Raw genomic sequence first — 15,318 nt, 5'->3', positions numbered from 1 at the left:
ATTACAATAATTCTAAAGCCATGAAAAGTCCAAGAAACAAAACAGAGCAGAAAGAGGTCTCGGGAGCAACGGGAAAAGCGAAAGGTGCTGAGCCGGAAAATGCAACCTCCGCCAAGGATGCAAAGAAAGTTGCGGTCAGTAAAAAGAAAAACGCAAAGTAATTGGGATTAAATGGAAGATATCTTCAAGAAAGATCCATTAAATTGAAATATTTGGCATTGTTTTCAACTTTTCTTTCTTTATATAGCTGAAAATCATATATTCATATCAGTGATAGGAAATTAATTCTTAAAAGATGGATATGGACCCTGTAGACAATATTGTCAATTACAAAATTGGAATCATTTACTGGAATTCTGAGGATTCTAGATTGTTTGTCCCTAAGAGAGAAAGATCAATGGGGTATACTATAAACTTTGCACATAAGCTGAACATTCTGATACTGATCAGCATTACCGCGCTTGTTGTTTACACAGCGGTCTACCTTCAATAAGGTGATGAAAATCATTCAGTCAGTTACTATTGATCCGGTTCAGAAAAAGGCCATACATGACCTATGGAATAAGGAGTATCCTGCTAAACTCAAACATGGGGAGGTAAAGGACCTGGACAATTATCTGAGTAATCTTGCTGATCTTGAATACCATCTGTTAACTGATCCTTCTGAGGAGGTGGTGGGATGGGCATTGCGTTTCACCAGAAATAACCAGCCCTGGTTTGCGGTTGTTATCGATAGCAACTTACATGGTCAGGGGCATGGCCGCCGTTTGCTGGAGGAAATGAAAAAGACCACAGATGAACTGAACGGATGGGTGATAGACCATAACAAAGACCTGAAAGAAAACGGGGAATATTACCATTCTCCTCTGGGTTTTTACCTGAAAAATGAGTTCATTATTCTACCGGACACCAGGCTTGAACTGGAACAAATGTCGGCGGTAGCCATCCGCTGGATCAACAAAAAATAGCTTAAGTTCTCGCCTCTTCGAAGAAATAAATGATCAGCATTATTGCCTTATCTTTCCCTGTGTTTCTTGGGGTATGGGATAAGCGTCCGTCAAACAAAAGGGAATCTCCGGCAGATAGTTCGATCTCCTGATCTTCGAAAATATACTTGACATTTCCCGCCAGGATATACTTATACTCAAAAGCTTCAGTAGTGACCATCGGACGTGTTGCATCAGGCTCCAGTTCCAATAATACAATATCAACCGTAGAATTCTTTATCGATTTGGTCAGGATACGCTGGTATAGAAATCCCAGGGCCTGCTCTTTTTCAAAAGATTCATATTCTGTCTTTCTTTTTACCACTACCGGTGCTTTATTCGAGCTGGCAGAGATGTCTTTAAAAAACTGGTTTAAATCTACATCCAACGACTTAATGATGTCAATCAAAACCATTAAAGAAGGTACGGTACGGTTGTTTTCAATCTGGGAAATCAATCCCTTACTTACCCCCGCCCGATCCGCTAATTCCTGAATGGTGATGCCTCTTTCTTTTCTGATTTCTTTTATCCGGTAACTGATTTTCAGGATTACATCCTCTTCCATAGTTTTTTTTCTTGTCCAAAATTAATCAATTTATAGCCGCATCACCATTCTATTTATACTAATTTCCTTTATCGGGTTCCAGTTCTTTTTGTTTTGTCAGATAATAAACAGGGATTCCGGCCAGCATGATCACCACGCCCCATCCGCAGGTACTGATCCTGGTAATCAACAGAGACACACAGAAGACCGTAGCGAAAATGATATACAACATTGGCAATACCGGGTATCCGAAAGCTTTATAAGGACGTTCCGCATTTGGCATTTTTCTTCTCAGAATGAAAATCCCAAAAATGGTCAGGATATAAAATATCATTACAATGATCATCACAAAATCCAGTAAAGCGCCATATTTACCGGTCAGACATAAAGCTGAAGCCCAGAAACACTGAATCCATAGCGCCCAGGCAGGTACACTGGCTTTGTTTAAGCTGGCTGCTTTTTTGAAGAAAAGACCATCTTTAGCCATCGTGTAATAGACCCTTGCCCCTGCCATAATCAATCCGTTGTTACAGGCGAAGGTAGAGATCATGATCATTACCGCAATGATGATCGTCCCTGCGTTTCCGAAGATATGCTGGGCAGCAACCACCGCAACCCGATCCGACTTTGCTGTAGCAATATCATTCAAAGGGATTACCGCAACGTACATTAAGTTGGCCAGGATATAGATGACACTCACAATAAAAGTTCCGAGGAAAAGGCTTAGTCCAACATTCCGCTCCGGTTTTTTGATCTCTCCGGCGATAAAAGTTACCCCGTTCCAGGCATCACTTGAGAATAAGGAGCCAACAAGAGAAGCGGAAATGGCTGCAAAAAGCACAGAACCACCGATAGTCATCCAGGAACCACTTTCTACATTAAAAGATCTCGTGCTCCAGGCATCGGTCCAGTTGGCATTCCAGATCTCTGCTTTGGCACCCAGGGTAAAACCAAATACAATCAGTCCGAAAAGCGATAATATTTTGATGATCGTAAGGAAAGTTTGCAAAGTTTTGCTGTCTTTCACCCCACGACTATTGATATAAGTTAAAAGAATAATGGTCAGAATAGATACAATTTGTGCCGCACTTAAGGAAAAGAACTCTGGTGCCCCTGCCGCATCTGTTCCGATTTTTATCTGCCAGAGAATGTTAGTTTCACTCAATGGTTCATAAAGGTAAGCGGCAAACTTAGAGAAAGCCACTCCTACGGCAGCAATTGTCCCGGTCTGGATGACCGCAAAAAAGCTCCATCCATATAAAAAGGCAATCAGTTTGTTATAAGATTCTTTCAGGTATACATATTGTCCGCCTGCCTTAGGAAACATGGCACTCAGCTCACCATAACTTACTGCAGCAATCACAGTTACCAGTCCGGTGATGACCCAGATTAAGATCAGCCATCCTGCCGAGCCCACCTGCCGGGCAATATCAGCACTGACAATAAAGATCCCGGAACCGATCATAGAACCTACGACCAGCATTGTACCATCTAATAATCCAAGTTCTCTCTTGAAAGAGCCATCTTGACTTTCTTTTTCCATTTAGTTTGTTTTTGGTTTTAATCATGAGTACTTCAACTGCATTTGTGGTTCCTGCGATGATGAAATATTCATGAGGTTGGTTTTTCAAAATGAAACAATCCCCACTGATGTGCACAATTAATTGTGGTTCAATTTGATGGTTTCATTTTGTTTGGTTAGTTTGTGCTAATATATTTAAAAAAATTAAAATCAGATTGTCCGGAGAGGCATTCGGAATATTAAATTATTATTTCTCAAAAAAAGCTTAACAATCAGTTCATTAAAAATTTGCTTTTTAAAAGAACACACTTATTTTTACGTTGCTCTACCTTAAGAATCAGCTCTCTAACCGCTCATGATTATGAAGGGGCCGCAATTAACTGCGTAAACCAAATAAAGAACCAAATAAACAGAAATTAAGTATGGAGTTTTTACAAAACAATCTTATCTATTTTATTCCCCTACTGGGTCTAATCGGCATTATCGTAATGGCCATCAAAAGCGCATGGGTAAACAAGCAGGATCCTGGTGATGCAAACATGCAGGAACTGGCTGGTTATATTGCCGACGGAGCGATGGCTTTTTTGAAAGCAGAGTGGAAAGTATTGAGCATTTTCGTGGTATTTACCGCAGCTTTACTTGCTTATTCAGGAACCGTTCACGAAGTAAATGGAGTCGCTTTGCATTCCAGCTGGATCATTGCCGTAGCTTTTGTGATTGGTGCTGTATTTTCGGCTACCGCAGGATATATCGGAATGAAAGCCGCAACAAAAGCCAATGTCCGTACCACTCAGGCCGCAAGAACCAGTTTATCCAAAGCATTAAAGGTTTCCTTTACCGGAGGAACAGTAATGGGATTAGGCGTTGCCGGACTGGCCATATTGGGATTAGGAGGATTGTTTATCGTATTCTTACAGATTTTTAACGTCGTAAGTACCAACAGCACCGAGATGAAAACAGCGATAGAGGTATTAACCGGTTTCTCTTTAGGAGCAGAATCCATTGCTTTATTTGCACGTGTTGGTGGCGGTATTTATACCAAAGCAGCAGACGTTGGTGCCGATCTGGTAGGTAAAGTAGAAGCGGGAATTCCTGAAGATGATGTAAGAAATCCGGCAACAATTGCCGACAACGTAGGTGATAATGTTGGAGATGTGGCCGGAATGGGTGCCGATTTATTCGGTTCTTATGTAGCCACCATCCTGGCCACCATGGTTTTGGGACAGGAAATTGTAGTCGATAAATTAAATGGAGTTGCTGTAGATCACCTGAATGGTTTCTCTCCTGTATTGTTACCAATGGTGATCTGTGGATTAGGCATCTTATTTTCTATTGTAGGCACCTGGTTTGTCCGCATTAAAGGAGAAGATTCTAATGTGCAGACTGCCCTGAACTTAGGGAACTGGAGCTCCATCCTGCTGACTGCCGTTGCTTGTTATTTCATTGTAATGTTCATGCTTCCTCCTCACCTGCATTTACGTGGGGTTAGCTTTACCAGTCTGGATGTCTATTTTGCCATCATCGTGGGCTTGGTAGTGGGTACGTTAATGAGTATCATTACTGAATACTATACTGCCATGGGTAAAGGCCCTGTGAATTCGATCATTCAGCAATCAGGCACAGGCCATGCGACAAATATTATTGGTGGTTTATCTGTAGGAATGAAATCTACAGTTGCCCCTATCCTTGTACTGGCAGGAGGAATTATCTTCTCTTATTCCTTTGCCGGTTTATATGGGGTGGCCATCGCTGCTGCCGGAATGATGGCAACGACAGCTATGCAGCTCGCCATTGATGCTTTTGGTCCTATTGCAGACAATGCAGGTGGAATTGCAGAAATGAGCCAGCTTCCACCGGAAGTCCGTGAGCGTACAGACAATTTAGATGCGGTAGGGAACACTACCGCCGCAACAGGTAAGGGATTTGCCATTGCTTCTGCTGCTTTAACCTCACTGGCTTTATTTGCCGCTTTTGTGGGAGTTGCCGGAATTGATGCCATCGACATCTATAAAGCCCCTGTTCTGGCAGGTTTATTTGTGGGTGCCATGATTCCATTTATCTTCTCGGCCCTTTGTATTGCAGCGGTCGGTAAGGCAGCAATGGATATGGTTCAGGAAGTTCGCCGTCAGTTCCGTGAAATCCCGGGAATTATGGAGTATAAGGCTAAACCTGAATATGAAAAATGTGTGGCCATCTCCACCAAGGCATCTATCCGCGAGATGATGTTACCCGGAGCGATTGCTTTACTGGTACCGATTATAGTTGGTTTTGGACTTAAAGGGGTATTCCCTTCCGTAAGTTCAGCAGAGATATTAGGCGGTCTGCTTGCCGGGGTTACTGTTTCCGGCGTATTGATGGGTATTTTCCAAAGCAATGCCGGTGGTGCATGGGACAATGCGAAAAAATCATTTGAAAAGGGAGTAGAAATTAACGGGGAAATGTTCTATAAAAAATCTGAGCCACATAAAGCCTCAGTTACCGGTGATACTGTGGGTGATCCGTTCAAAGATACCTCTGGCCCTTCTATGAATATCCTGATTAAACTGATGTCTATCGTTTCTCTGGTGATCGCTCCTTACATTGCTGTAGGGGTGATGACAGAAACAAAACAGGAGATCAGGAAGGAGATCCGGGTGCTTAAATCGGTCGATTCTCTGGGCAAAGAGACGATGGATACGGTAAAAAATACCATTGACACCTTGACCATCAAGCCTTAATATTACAATTGTTACCGCTAAAAGGGATTTTGAATAAGAATCCCTTTTATTTTTAAACATATTTTATTTAGGTTTGACAATCAGATTACAAACCAAAAGACTATAGAAAACTATTACTAAACCTTGAACTATGAATTTTAGAAAGTCAATCGACTTACTTACAAAAGAAGCAGCTGAGAGCGGAGAGGGCACCCTGAAGAGGACCCTTGGCCCCGTTAACCTGGTCGCTTTGGGTATTGGAGCCATCATTGGTGCTGGACTATTTTCCATCACCGGTTCGGCGGCAGCCAATAATGCCGGCCCGGCAATTACCATTTCCTTTATTATTGCAGCAATCGGTTGCGGATTTGCAGGCTTGTGTTATGCAGAGTTTGCCTCCATGATTCCTGTTGCAGGAAGTGCATACACCTATTCTTATGCCACCATGGGCGAATTAGTTGCCTGGATCATCGGTTGGGATTTAGTTTTGGAATATGCATTAGGTGCAGCCACCGTTTCCATTAGCTGGAGCCGGTACCTGGTCAAGTTCCTTGCTTACTATGACCTCCATCTCCCTGCCGAGATGACCATGTCGCCATTTGAAACGGCACAATTACTTGATGGAACTACTGTTCACGGACTGTTTAACCTTCCTGCGGTATTCATCATCTGTCTGATGTCTTTGGTACTGATGAGAGGTACACAGGAATCTGCGTTTATCAACGGCTTAATTGTAGCCATTAAAGTAGTGATCGTATTCATATTTATTTTCTTAGGTTGGAAATACATCAACGCAGACAATTATTCACCATATTTTATCCCTGCGGATAAACCAGGTCATGAAAGTTTCTTCACTAATGGATGGGGAGGTGTCATCAGGGCCGCTGGTATTGTATTCTTTGCTTACATTGGTTTTGATGCGGTTTCTACTGCAGCTCAGGAAGCTAAAAATCCAAAGAAAGATATGCCTATCGGTATCCTTGTTTCCCTGTTTATATGTACTGTTCTTTATATTTTATTTGCCCATGTAATGACAGGTGTTGCCAATTACGACTTATTTAAAGGTCAGGATGGTATTGCTCCGGTTGCGGTAGCGATTGACAATATGGGTGTTAAAAATGCGGCTGGTGTAGTTACGCCTGCATTCCCATGGTTAAACAAATTGATCATCCTAGCGATTTTAGGTGGTTATGCTTCTGTAATCCTGGTGATGTTACTGGGACAATCAAGGGTATTCTTCTCGATGAGTAAAGATGGTTTATTGCCTAAAGTATTCTCCAGTGTTCACCCTAAATTCAGTACTCCTGTGAAAAGCAATTTACTTTTCATGGTGTTTGTGAGTTTGTTTGCAGCATTTGTTCCTGCCGGAGTAGTTGGTGAGATGACCAGTATTGGTACCTTACTTGCATTTATCCTGGTATGTATCGGAATCGTGATTCTCAGAAAACGTATGCCGGATCTTCCAAGAGCATTCAAAGTACCATTGGTGCCGCTTATTCCGATCTTAGGAGTAGTGGTATGTCTGGGAATGATGGTGTTTCTTCCTTTAGATACCTGGGTTCGTTTATTGGTATGGATGATCCTTGGTATGGACGTTTACCTGTTCTATGGTATTAAAAACAGTTTATTATCTGACAACAATCAGGTAACACTGGCAAGAAGTAATAAGGTGGTTTCCTTAATCGGATTGGCTTTAGCAGCATTACTGGTAGCTGTAGCCTTTATTCACCACAGCATTACAGATGGAAAAGATACAGGCTTGTATTATTTCTCTCTTGTTTATGCTGCACTACATTTAATCTTATACGCTTATCGCCTTTCAACGTCTAAAAACGTGACAGCCAAGATCAAATAATTGCTGACATAGGATTTTGATCCTCTGTGAGCTTGCAAGGCCTGATGCTAATCTATAGCATCAGGCCTTGCTGTTTAAGGTGATTTGTACACATTTCTGCCTGTAAAAGAGTATTCTTACACCTTTAATCAGTATTCAGTGGCAAATTGTCTCATTTTTATTACAATTTAATTTACCTTTGCAGCATAAATTAACTGCTATGGAATTCAATTTCAGTCAAATCCTGTCCTGCTCGATGGTCATCTTTGCCATCATTGATATCCTGGGTTCCATTCCTGTAGTGATCGAACTGAGAAAAAAGGCTGGCCATATTCAATCTGAGAAAGCGACCATAGTAGCCACCGTACTGATGATTATTTTCCTTTTTGCCGGAGAAACCTTACTAAAGGTGATTGGTCTGGATGTAGAATCGTTTGCCATTGCAGGTTCCTTTGTGATCTTCTTTATTGCCATGGAAATGGTACTTGGCTTAACCATCTTTAAAGAAGACGTTCCTGAAACCGTATCCATCGTTCCTTTGGCCTTCCCTTTAATTGCCGGTGCGGGAACAATGACCACCCTTCTATCCTTAAAAACAGAATATGCAACACAAAACATCATTGTGGGCATACTCATCAATATGAGCTTTGTTTACTTTGTATTGAAGAATACTGACCGCCTGGAAAGGCTTTTTGGAAAGTCAGGACTGAATGTATTGAGAAAAGCATTTGGAATTATCCTGCTTGCGATCGCGATCAAGTTATTCAGAAACAATACCGGATTGTAACATAACCGGCTTGCCGGCGTCTTATATTAAGAAACCAATATAAGAAGATGAACAGCTTCGAACAATTTACCCTCATCATTGGCGCTTTGGCCATTTTCTTTGAAGCCCTAAGGCATGCGAAGGAGAAGTTCAGACATTGGTTTAGTACGCATAAGCACTAAACCTTCATCAAACGGGCCACAAACATAGTATCCGCTTTGTCTTTATACCCTTTGATCACTTCCATCTTTTCCAACTTTAAGGAAAGGTTTTCTTCCAGGTAGCTAACTACTTCTTCATTCTCCTGTTTAAAGACAGAGCAGGTAATGTAGATCAATGGTTTCCCCGGTTTAAGGTATTTCACCACATTCGATGCAATTGCTTTTTGTAACTTAGTATAGTTGCTGATTTTATGTTCATCAAAGAAATACAGCATCTCTGGTGTACGCCCCCAGGTTCCCGAACCTGAACAAGGTGCGTCCAGGATGATGCCGTCAAATTCATAATGATGGAGCTCCTGCTCATTATTTTGCAGCAGATCCAGTACTTTCTTTTGATATTTCTTAATTCCCGCTTCGTGAAAACGGTCATCGAGGTTGTTTAAGCTGTTTTCTCTTACATCGCTAACCAGAAGCTGAACGCTTGGCTCAAGATCGTGCAGCAGCAGGGATTTGCCACCTGAGGCCGCACAGCAATCCCACCAGTAGTCCCAGGTTTTGGGTTCGAAGAACATTCCTGTCTTTTGAGAAGAAAGGTCCTGAACCTGATAGAACTTTTGGTTAGGAAATACATTTTCCAGCTTTGTACCATTCGGTAAGGCCAGTGTAGTTTCGGACAATTCCTGAACCGGGACTTCATGAGCTTTCAACGCTTCCAGCAATTGCTTCAGGTGTCCGGTAGTAATCCTTAAAAACAGATCAGGTTGCCTAAAGAAAGACTCAAAGAAGTCTTCCTTTTCCACAGCTGCGGACAGGTTTTGATGAAAAGAAAAAACATCAGCAAGTTTAAAATCAGCAAATGTCTGCTGAATCAAAGCCAGTTTTTCCTTTACCGGAAGCTCCATCTGTGCCATTAAAGCAGGCAGGTGTGTTTCCACCACCAGGCTTGGTGTGCTGTTACACAGAAAATCGGCTACCGCCAGACGAACCACCTGTTCTTCTTTAATCAGGGCTTTTCCCAGCCTAAAAAAGCTATAAATATAGCGACTGGACCATCTTCTGTCTGAAGAGCCCATTTTTTTATTCTGCTTGAAATAGATAAATAAAAACCGGTGTAAAGGCAACAAGCCATCATAGTTTTTAAAGATCTGTTCAAATGCCCTGATTTGGTGTTCTATTCTCATTCTATAATGTTTAGCTCATAATTCCTGTAACGCAAAAGCATTAAACTGGTATTGATATATCCCAGTTTCTCATTGTGATAAAACTTGAACGAATTGTGTAGCCCTCTGTAATTTTCTTTAGTCAGGTACTTCAGGTAATTAGCCCCATGTTCTGCAAACAATTTACCGAAATAGAAACCAATATCAAAGCCCTTGAAGGAATATTCTCCGGGTTCAAAATTGAATTTTGACCTGTATTTTTTAATGAAGGTAATCGTTTCTGCACTGTGGTAATCCACTTTGTAGGAAGAGGTAATGCTCGTATTTAAAGCCTGAAGCCTATCGATATTGTAATTCTGTTTTACCCAGTCCGGATGACCAAACAGGTTCACATTAAATCCTTTATTCTTGATCTTCACCAGTCTATCCAGTGTAGGTACGACAAACTTACGGTCGGAAGAAGTGACAATCACTACGTATTGTTTGTTCTTCGCCATTTTCGTTTCGAAACTGAATACCGAAGGATACTCCTGCATCAGATACACCTTCTTGTTATAATGGAAATACTGACGCAAAGGCGCAGCCATGATTTCATCACTGGCAGTCTTTGGATTGATCAGCACGATCACGGTATTTTCCGGGTTATAATTCTTAGTGATATAATTACCTATCTTTTCTGCATGAAGATCAATATTATTGACAATCGAGATCAGATTAGGGTTAGCAAATTCTTCAGGATGAGAGGCAGCCAATGGTGATACCACAGGAATATTTTTAGCAATAGAATATTCAGTGATATACTTTACACCCTGTGGAAATACCGGACCAACAATCAGGTTACTGGAGAGCAAACCACCATTATTAATCAGTCCTTCCAATTGTGAATTGTTATCACGGGTATCGTAAACATTTACCTTAAAGTTCAGACCTAAAGATGCAGCAGAGTCTATCCCAAGCTTAAAGCCCTGATAAAAATCTATCGCCATAGCAGATCTCTCTACTTCGGCTTTTGTTGCTGTCTTTAATTTGATTTCGTTTAAACGAAAAGGGATAAGTAAGGAAATGCTGGCTTCGCTAAAGCGTTCTGCCGGTTTTTCTACTTCTTTTTCTTTCTGGGGAGTATCAGTTTTTTTGTTCGTATTGGGCCGTGTTTTCGGCGAACACGCCGAAAACAACAAGCCAATACAAAGGATCAGCCAATATTTATTCCCACTCAATTGTAGCTGGGGGTTTTGAGCTGATATCATATACAACGCGGTTTATTCCTTTTACTTTGTTAATAATTTCATTAGAAATTTTGGCGAGTACAGGATATGGTAAATGACACCAATCTGCCGTCATTCCATCTACGGACTCTACTGCACGAAGGCAAATCGCATTCTCGTAAGTACGCTCATCACCCATTACACCTACAGATTGTACCGGAAGGAAGATTGCTCCGGCCTGCCATACTTTATCGTATAAACCTGCTTCTTTTAAATTGTTGATATAAATGGCATCTGCTTCCTGTAAAATAGCTACTTTCTCAGGAGTCACTTCACCAAGGATTCTGATCGCTAAACCTGGTCCAGGGAAAGGGTGACGGCCAATGATGAAATGCTCCAATCCCAATGAGGTACCTACTCTTCTTACTTCATCTTTAAATAAAGTATTTAGTGGCTCTACCACCTGTAACTTCATGAAGTCAGGCAATCCGCCTACATTATGGTGTGATTTAATCGTTGCCGATGGTCCGTTTACAGAGATGGATTCGATTACATCAGGGTAAATTGTTCCCTGTGCAAGCCATTTCACATCTTGTACCTGGTGCGCTTCATCATCAAACACTTCGATAAATACACGACCAATCGCTTTACGCTTCAATTCAGGATCGGTAACTCCGGCAAGCTGACTTAAGAAACGTTCCTTAGCATCTACTCCTTTGATGTTTAAACCCAGGTGTTTGTATTGCTCCAATACACCTTCATATTCGTCTTTACGAAGTAAACCGTTGTCTACAAATATACAATGAAGATTTTTACCGATAGCTTTGTGTAAAAGAATAGCAGCAACGCTGGAATCTACTCCTCCGGAAAGGGCAAGAACAACTTTATCATCACCTAATTTGGCTTGTAAGTCTGCAATTGTCGTTTCTACAAAAGCTTCAGAAGTCCATTCCTGATTACATCCGCAAATGTCTACCAGGAAGTTTTCCAAAAGCTGTTTTCCATCAGTACTGTGTGTAACTTCAGGATGGAACTGGATCGCATAGGTCTCCGTATCTTTAATCTGATAAGCTGCAACTTTTACGCTGTCAGTACTTGCAATCAGTTCAAAGTTCTCCGGGATTTTAGTGATGGTATCTCCATGAGACATCCATACCTGAGAATCCAGGTTAATGTTTTTAAATAATTTATTTCCGCTAGCAACGAAATTCAGGTTAGCTCTACCGTACTCACGTGTGGAAGAAGCCTGAACTTCACCTCCTAATTGTTGAGCCATGTATTGCGCACCATAGCAAACACCCAGAACAGGGTATTTCAGGTGGAATTTGGTCAGGTCTATCTGAGGAGCATCTTCCTGACGAACAGAATATGGACTTCCTGAAAAGATGATACCTTTAACATCAGATGAGATCTCAGGAATGTTGTTGAATGGATGAATTTCGCAATACACATTTAATTCGCGTACCCTGCGGGCAATTAGCTGTGTGTATTGGGAACCAAAATCGAGAATAATGATTTTTTCTAGCATGGCCAAAGTTAAGAAAACTTACCTGCTGCTACAAGACAGATTATCAATTAACCTCGATTTGATACTTATTCACTTCCACACCGAATCTGCGCAGAAAATCAACCCCTTCATCACTTGGCAATCCTTTGTATTCTGCATAGGAATCCATATACAATACTTTCTTTATTCCGGACGACAAGATCAGCCTTGCACAGGCAATACAAGGGGAAAGTGTGGTATATAAAGTAGATCCCTCGATCTTAGATCCGTTTTTTGAAGCATACAGGATCGCATTTTCTTCGGCATGAAGGGCAAGGGAACAGCTTCCCCTGGAATCTCTGTCGCAACCTGTTTCAGGCCATTCTTCATCACAATTGTGTGTTCCCGGCGGCGGCCCGTTATAGCCTATGGAAATAATCCTGGTGTCTTTTGTCAGAACCGCACCTACCTGTGCCCTGACACAATGTGAACGCGCAGCCAGATCAGCGGCCAGGTGCATATAAATATGATCGAAACTTTTCTTACTCATGATGGATATAAATTAAAAAGCTTCTCATTAAATAAATGAGAAGCTTTTTCTGTTTTTTTAAAAGGATTAATGACCTCCGGAAATCTTCTTATCAAAAGAGATGCCCTGTGCCCTAAGGATTCCACTCACTTTCCAGGCATAAAATACCAGGTAGGCAAAACAAAGAATTCCTATAATATAACTATTCTGAATGCCGATAAATTCTGATACATATCCCTGAACCCAGCTCATGATACCACCACCCATAATCATCATGATTAAGAAGCTGCTACCCTGACTGGTATTTTTACCCAGTCCGCTCACGGCAAGGGTAAAGATACAAGGCCATAATGTACTGCAGAATAAACCTACACTGGTGATGGCATATACACTCACCATACCTGTTGTAAACATACCGATCAGTAATGCAACAATACCAATAGTAGCAAAGATCAGCAACATGCGTGCAGGATTCCCTTTACTCAGCATATCAGCAACAATTAACACAAGAATGATCCAGCCATATACATAAAAAGGCGCTAAATCATGTTTTGCAATTGCATTCACACCTAAGAAAATACCAAAAGCCAAATAAGGAGCAACAAATCTCAGGACCTTCTGAACCTGTACATTATCAGTAAATGCTTCTACTGCACCTGTCCACCGACCAATCATCATACTGGCCCAGTACAGAGAAATATATGGGGCTACATCTTTCAATGCAAAGCCCAGTTCTTTTTCCATATAAGCAGGCAGGTTACTTGCAGTAGATACTTCAACACCTACATAAACAAAGATGGCAATCATCCCTAAAACAAGCTGAGGGTATTTAAGTGCGGAACTTCTGGAAGCTCCGGCTTCGTCTTTAGATTCTTCTACTAAGGCAGGTCTGTCCGGAAGCGGAGATAACTTTAAGAATATCGCAACCGCCAGGAAGGCCCCTCCCAGGATCAGGTAAGGAATTTTAACACTTTCAATACTGATGTCACTGCTGCCCGCAGATCCGAAAATGGCAAAACTTACAATAAGAGGTCCAATAGTTGTTCCGAAGTTATTGATCCCTCCGGCCAGTGTTAAACGCTGAGAACCTGTTGAAATCGGCCCTAATGCAATGGCCAATGGATTCGCTACGGTTTGTTGTAAGGAGAATCCCAATGCCACAATAAATAAACCTGACAACATTAAAGGAAATGAACCATAATTTGCTGCCGGATAAAATAACAAAGTTCCAACTGCAGAAATACATAAGCCCAGAGCAAGACCATTTTTATATCCGATTTTATTGACAAGGTCTTTTTTAATTAAAATAGAGACCCCCATATAGATCAGTGAACCCACGGTATAAGCGATATAAAAAGCTAAGGATACCCACTGACTCTGACTTTGTGTTAAATGGAAAGCTTTTTGAAATACTGGAATGAGGATATCATTACTCGCCGCTACAAAGCCCCAAAAAAAGAACACGGTAACTAAAGGAATGAACTGTCCCCACTTGGTTTGAGAATTTTCTGCAGTCATATTTATAATTGGTTTATACTGGGGTTAAACATAAATAAAAAAAACTGTTTTGTAAAGTGTATAATTTACACAATGATGTTCCGGGATTTTCAAATTGGCATGGCCAAAGAAGACACAAATTTGAGAATCAGCGATAAACAAAATTAAAGCTGGCCTTGTAATTGAAGTAACCTGTAAAATAAACTAATTATAATAGGGTCAATTTTATTCATAAAATTGCATATTAGCGTAATTTTATATGTTTAGGTGAATGTTTGAAGCAATATTACAAGGAATAGGTGCAGGTATTTTATTCTCCTTTTTAACGGGACCTGTTTTCTTTTCCATGATAAAAACCAGCATTGAGAAAGGTTTTAAGGCGGGGTTTTCGCTTGCAGTGGGGGTGATTTTTAGTGACATTATATTTATTACGCTGACCATCTTCAGTGCGCAGTTTGTAGACTATAAATCCGAGTATTTTCAATATATAGGCATCGTTGGAGGCCTCTTTTTATTTGGAATAGGTGTATACTACCTTTTCAATAAGGTAAAAGTGAGTTACGACATCTCTGAGATCGCGAAAGTCAGAAAGCGCGGTTATATCCTGAAAGGTTTTTTAATGTGTCTCCTATCTCCTACCACCCTTATGTTTTGGGTAATGGTTGGAGGGATCATATCCGTCCAACTTCATTATACAATGGCAGAAAAGATTGTATTCTTTATTATTGCCATGGCGACTCAGCTTTCAGTGGATGGGATCAAGACCTATTATGCGGCGAAACTGAGGTATAGAATCAAAGAAAAGACCATTCAGAACCTGAACCGGATTGCCGGGGCAGTCATCATTATCTTTGCGATCAGGTTGTTTGTAGAGGTGATATTGAAACATTATAAGTAACCCGTACATCTTCCGGTTAAAAAATCCATAAAAA

The 15,318-nt window shown here is 41.1% G+C and carries 14 protein-coding genes; 7 read left to right on the top strand and 7 right to left on the bottom strand.

Annotation, left to right across the window (positions count from 1 at the left end):
* Positions 1–20 precede the first annotated feature (20 nt).
* The 3 genes from BUC20_RS33935 (at position 21) to BUC20_RS18805 (ending at position 968) form a co-directional block, all read left to right on the top strand.
* On the top strand, positions 21–161 hold the full coding sequence (locus tag BUC20_RS33935) for a hypothetical protein (protein ID WP_159441128.1): 141 nt from the start codon (positions 21–23) through the stop codon (positions 159–161).
* Between the two features lie 134 nt (positions 162–295).
* Positions 296–493, top strand: a complete 198-nt coding sequence (locus BUC20_RS18810) for a DUF5808 domain-containing protein (RefSeq protein WP_073232567.1) — start codon at positions 296–298, stop codon at positions 491–493.
* Between the two features lie 4 nt (positions 494–497).
* Positions 498–968, top strand: a complete 471-nt coding sequence (locus BUC20_RS18805; RefSeq protein WP_073232566.1) for a GNAT family N-acetyltransferase — start codon at positions 498–500, stop codon at positions 966–968.
* Between the two features lies 1 nt (position 969).
* Here the strand turns inward: BUC20_RS18805 and BUC20_RS18800 are convergent, their stop codons facing one another.
* Complete coding sequence (locus tag BUC20_RS18800) at positions 970–1,551, bottom strand: helix-turn-helix domain-containing protein (protein ID WP_073232565.1); 582 nt, start codon at positions 1,549–1,551, stop codon at positions 970–972.
* A 58-nt stretch (positions 1,552–1,609) separates the two neighbouring features.
* A complete protein-coding gene (locus tag BUC20_RS18795; RefSeq protein ID WP_073232564.1) occupies positions 1,610–3,073 on the bottom strand; it encodes an APC family permease in 1,464 nt (487 codons plus the stop codon).
* A gap of 401 nt (positions 3,074–3,474) precedes the next feature.
* Between BUC20_RS18795 and BUC20_RS18790 the strand changes: the two genes are divergently transcribed.
* The 3 genes from BUC20_RS18790 to BUC20_RS18780 all read left to right on the top strand — a co-directional run bounded on the left by BUC20_RS18790 (position 3,475) and on the right by BUC20_RS18780 (position 8,369).
* Positions 3,475–5,769, top strand: coding sequence for a sodium-translocating pyrophosphatase (locus BUC20_RS18790; RefSeq protein ID WP_073232563.1), 2,295 nt, complete (start codon positions 3,475–3,477; stop codon positions 5,767–5,769).
* Positions 5,770–5,899: 130 nt separating this feature from the next.
* Positions 5,900–7,603 carry an amino acid permease gene (locus BUC20_RS18785; RefSeq protein ID WP_073232562.1) on the top strand — a complete coding sequence of 568 codons (1,704 nt, stop codon included), beginning with the start codon at positions 5,900–5,902 and terminating at the stop codon, positions 7,601–7,603.
* A 199-nt stretch (positions 7,604–7,802) separates the two neighbouring features.
* A complete protein-coding gene (locus BUC20_RS18780) occupies positions 7,803–8,369 on the top strand; it encodes a MarC family protein (protein WP_073232561.1) in 567 nt (188 codons plus the stop codon).
* A gap of 157 nt (positions 8,370–8,526) precedes the next feature.
* Here BUC20_RS18780 and BUC20_RS18775 read toward each other — a convergent pair whose 3' ends face one another.
* The 5 genes from BUC20_RS18775 to BUC20_RS18755 form a co-directional block, all read right to left on the bottom strand.
* Complete coding sequence (locus BUC20_RS18775) at positions 8,527–9,690, bottom strand: RsmB/NOP family class I SAM-dependent RNA methyltransferase (protein ID WP_073232560.1); 1,164 nt, start codon at positions 9,688–9,690, stop codon at positions 8,527–8,529.
* Positions 9,687–10,916: an ABC transporter substrate-binding protein gene (locus BUC20_RS18770; RefSeq protein WP_073232559.1), complete on the bottom strand. Its 1,230-nt coding sequence runs from the start codon at positions 10,914–10,916 to the stop codon at positions 9,687–9,689. The genes BUC20_RS18775 and BUC20_RS18770 overlap by 4 nt, the downstream gene beginning before the upstream one ends.
* A complete protein-coding gene (gene guaA / locus BUC20_RS18765) occupies positions 10,873–12,402 on the bottom strand; it encodes a glutamine-hydrolyzing GMP synthase (protein ID WP_073232558.1) in 1,530 nt (509 codons plus the stop codon). The genes BUC20_RS18770 and guaA overlap by 44 nt, the downstream gene beginning before the upstream one ends.
* 43 nt (positions 12,403–12,445) lie before the next feature.
* Positions 12,446–12,910 carry a deoxycytidylate deaminase gene (locus BUC20_RS18760; RefSeq protein ID WP_073232557.1) on the bottom strand — a complete coding sequence of 155 codons (465 nt, stop codon included), beginning with the start codon at positions 12,908–12,910 and terminating at the stop codon, positions 12,446–12,448.
* Positions 12,911–12,976: 66 nt separating this feature from the next.
* Complete coding sequence (locus tag BUC20_RS18755) at positions 12,977–14,407, bottom strand: MFS transporter (RefSeq protein ID WP_073232556.1); 1,431 nt, start codon at positions 14,405–14,407, stop codon at positions 12,977–12,979.
* 250 nt (positions 14,408–14,657) lie between these two features.
* Here BUC20_RS18755 and BUC20_RS18750 point away from each other — a divergent pair, with 250 nt between their 5' ends.
* The gene (locus tag BUC20_RS18750) at positions 14,658–15,284 is read left to right on the top strand and encodes a LysE family translocator (RefSeq protein ID WP_073232555.1); all 627 of its coding nucleotides are present in this window, start codon (positions 14,658–14,660) and stop codon (positions 15,282–15,284) included.
* Positions 15,285–15,318: the final 34 nt, after the last annotated feature.

Origin of the sequence: Pedobacter caeni (genome assembly GCF_900129215.1) — a bacterium.
Taxonomy (GTDB): Bacteria; Bacteroidota; Bacteroidia; order Sphingobacteriales; family Sphingobacteriaceae; genus Pedobacter; species Pedobacter caeni.
The sequence above is the reverse complement of the archived record's forward strand: the minus strand, read 5'-3'. Positions and strand labels throughout refer to the sequence as shown.

Bases quoted from the DNA above. Each gene is read 5' to 3' on its own strand.
- BUC20_RS33935 (WP_159441128.1), top strand. From the start codon at position 21: ATGAAAAGTCCAAGAAACAAAACAGAGCAGAAAGAGGTCTCGGGAGCA.
- BUC20_RS18810 (WP_073232567.1), top strand. From the start codon at position 296: ATGGATATGGACCCTGTAGACAATATTGTCAATTACAAAATTGGAATC.
- BUC20_RS18805 (WP_073232566.1), top strand. From the start codon at position 498: ATGAAAATCATTCAGTCAGTTACTATTGATCCGGTTCAGAAAAAGGCC.
- BUC20_RS18800 (WP_073232565.1), bottom strand. From the start codon at position 1,551: ATGGAAGAGGATGTAATCCTGAAAATCAGTTACCGGATAAAAGAAATC.
- BUC20_RS18795 (WP_073232564.1), bottom strand. From the start codon at position 3,073: ATGGAAAAAGAAAGTCAAGATGGCTCTTTCAAGAGAGAACTTGGATTA.
- BUC20_RS18790 (WP_073232563.1), top strand. From the start codon at position 3,475: ATGGAGTTTTTACAAAACAATCTTATCTATTTTATTCCCCTACTGGGT.
- BUC20_RS18785 (WP_073232562.1), top strand. From the start codon at position 5,900: ATGAATTTTAGAAAGTCAATCGACTTACTTACAAAAGAAGCAGCTGAG.
- BUC20_RS18780 (WP_073232561.1), top strand. From the start codon at position 7,803: ATGGAATTCAATTTCAGTCAAATCCTGTCCTGCTCGATGGTCATCTTT.
- BUC20_RS18775 (WP_073232560.1), bottom strand. From the start codon at position 9,690: ATGAGAATAGAACACCAAATCAGGGCATTTGAACAGATCTTTAAAAAC.
- BUC20_RS18770 (WP_073232559.1), bottom strand. From the start codon at position 10,916: ATGATATCAGCTCAAAACCCCCAGCTACAATTGAGTGGGAATAAATAT.
- guaA (WP_073232558.1), bottom strand. From the start codon at position 12,402: ATGCTAGAAAAAATCATTATTCTCGATTTTGGTTCCCAATACACACAG.
- BUC20_RS18760 (WP_073232557.1), bottom strand. From the start codon at position 12,910: ATGAGTAAGAAAAGTTTCGATCATATTTATATGCACCTGGCCGCTGAT.
- BUC20_RS18755 (WP_073232556.1), bottom strand. From the start codon at position 14,407: ATGACTGCAGAAAATTCTCAAACCAAGTGGGGACAGTTCATTCCTTTA.
- BUC20_RS18750 (WP_073232555.1), top strand. From the start codon at position 14,658: ATGTTTGAAGCAATATTACAAGGAATAGGTGCAGGTATTTTATTCTCC.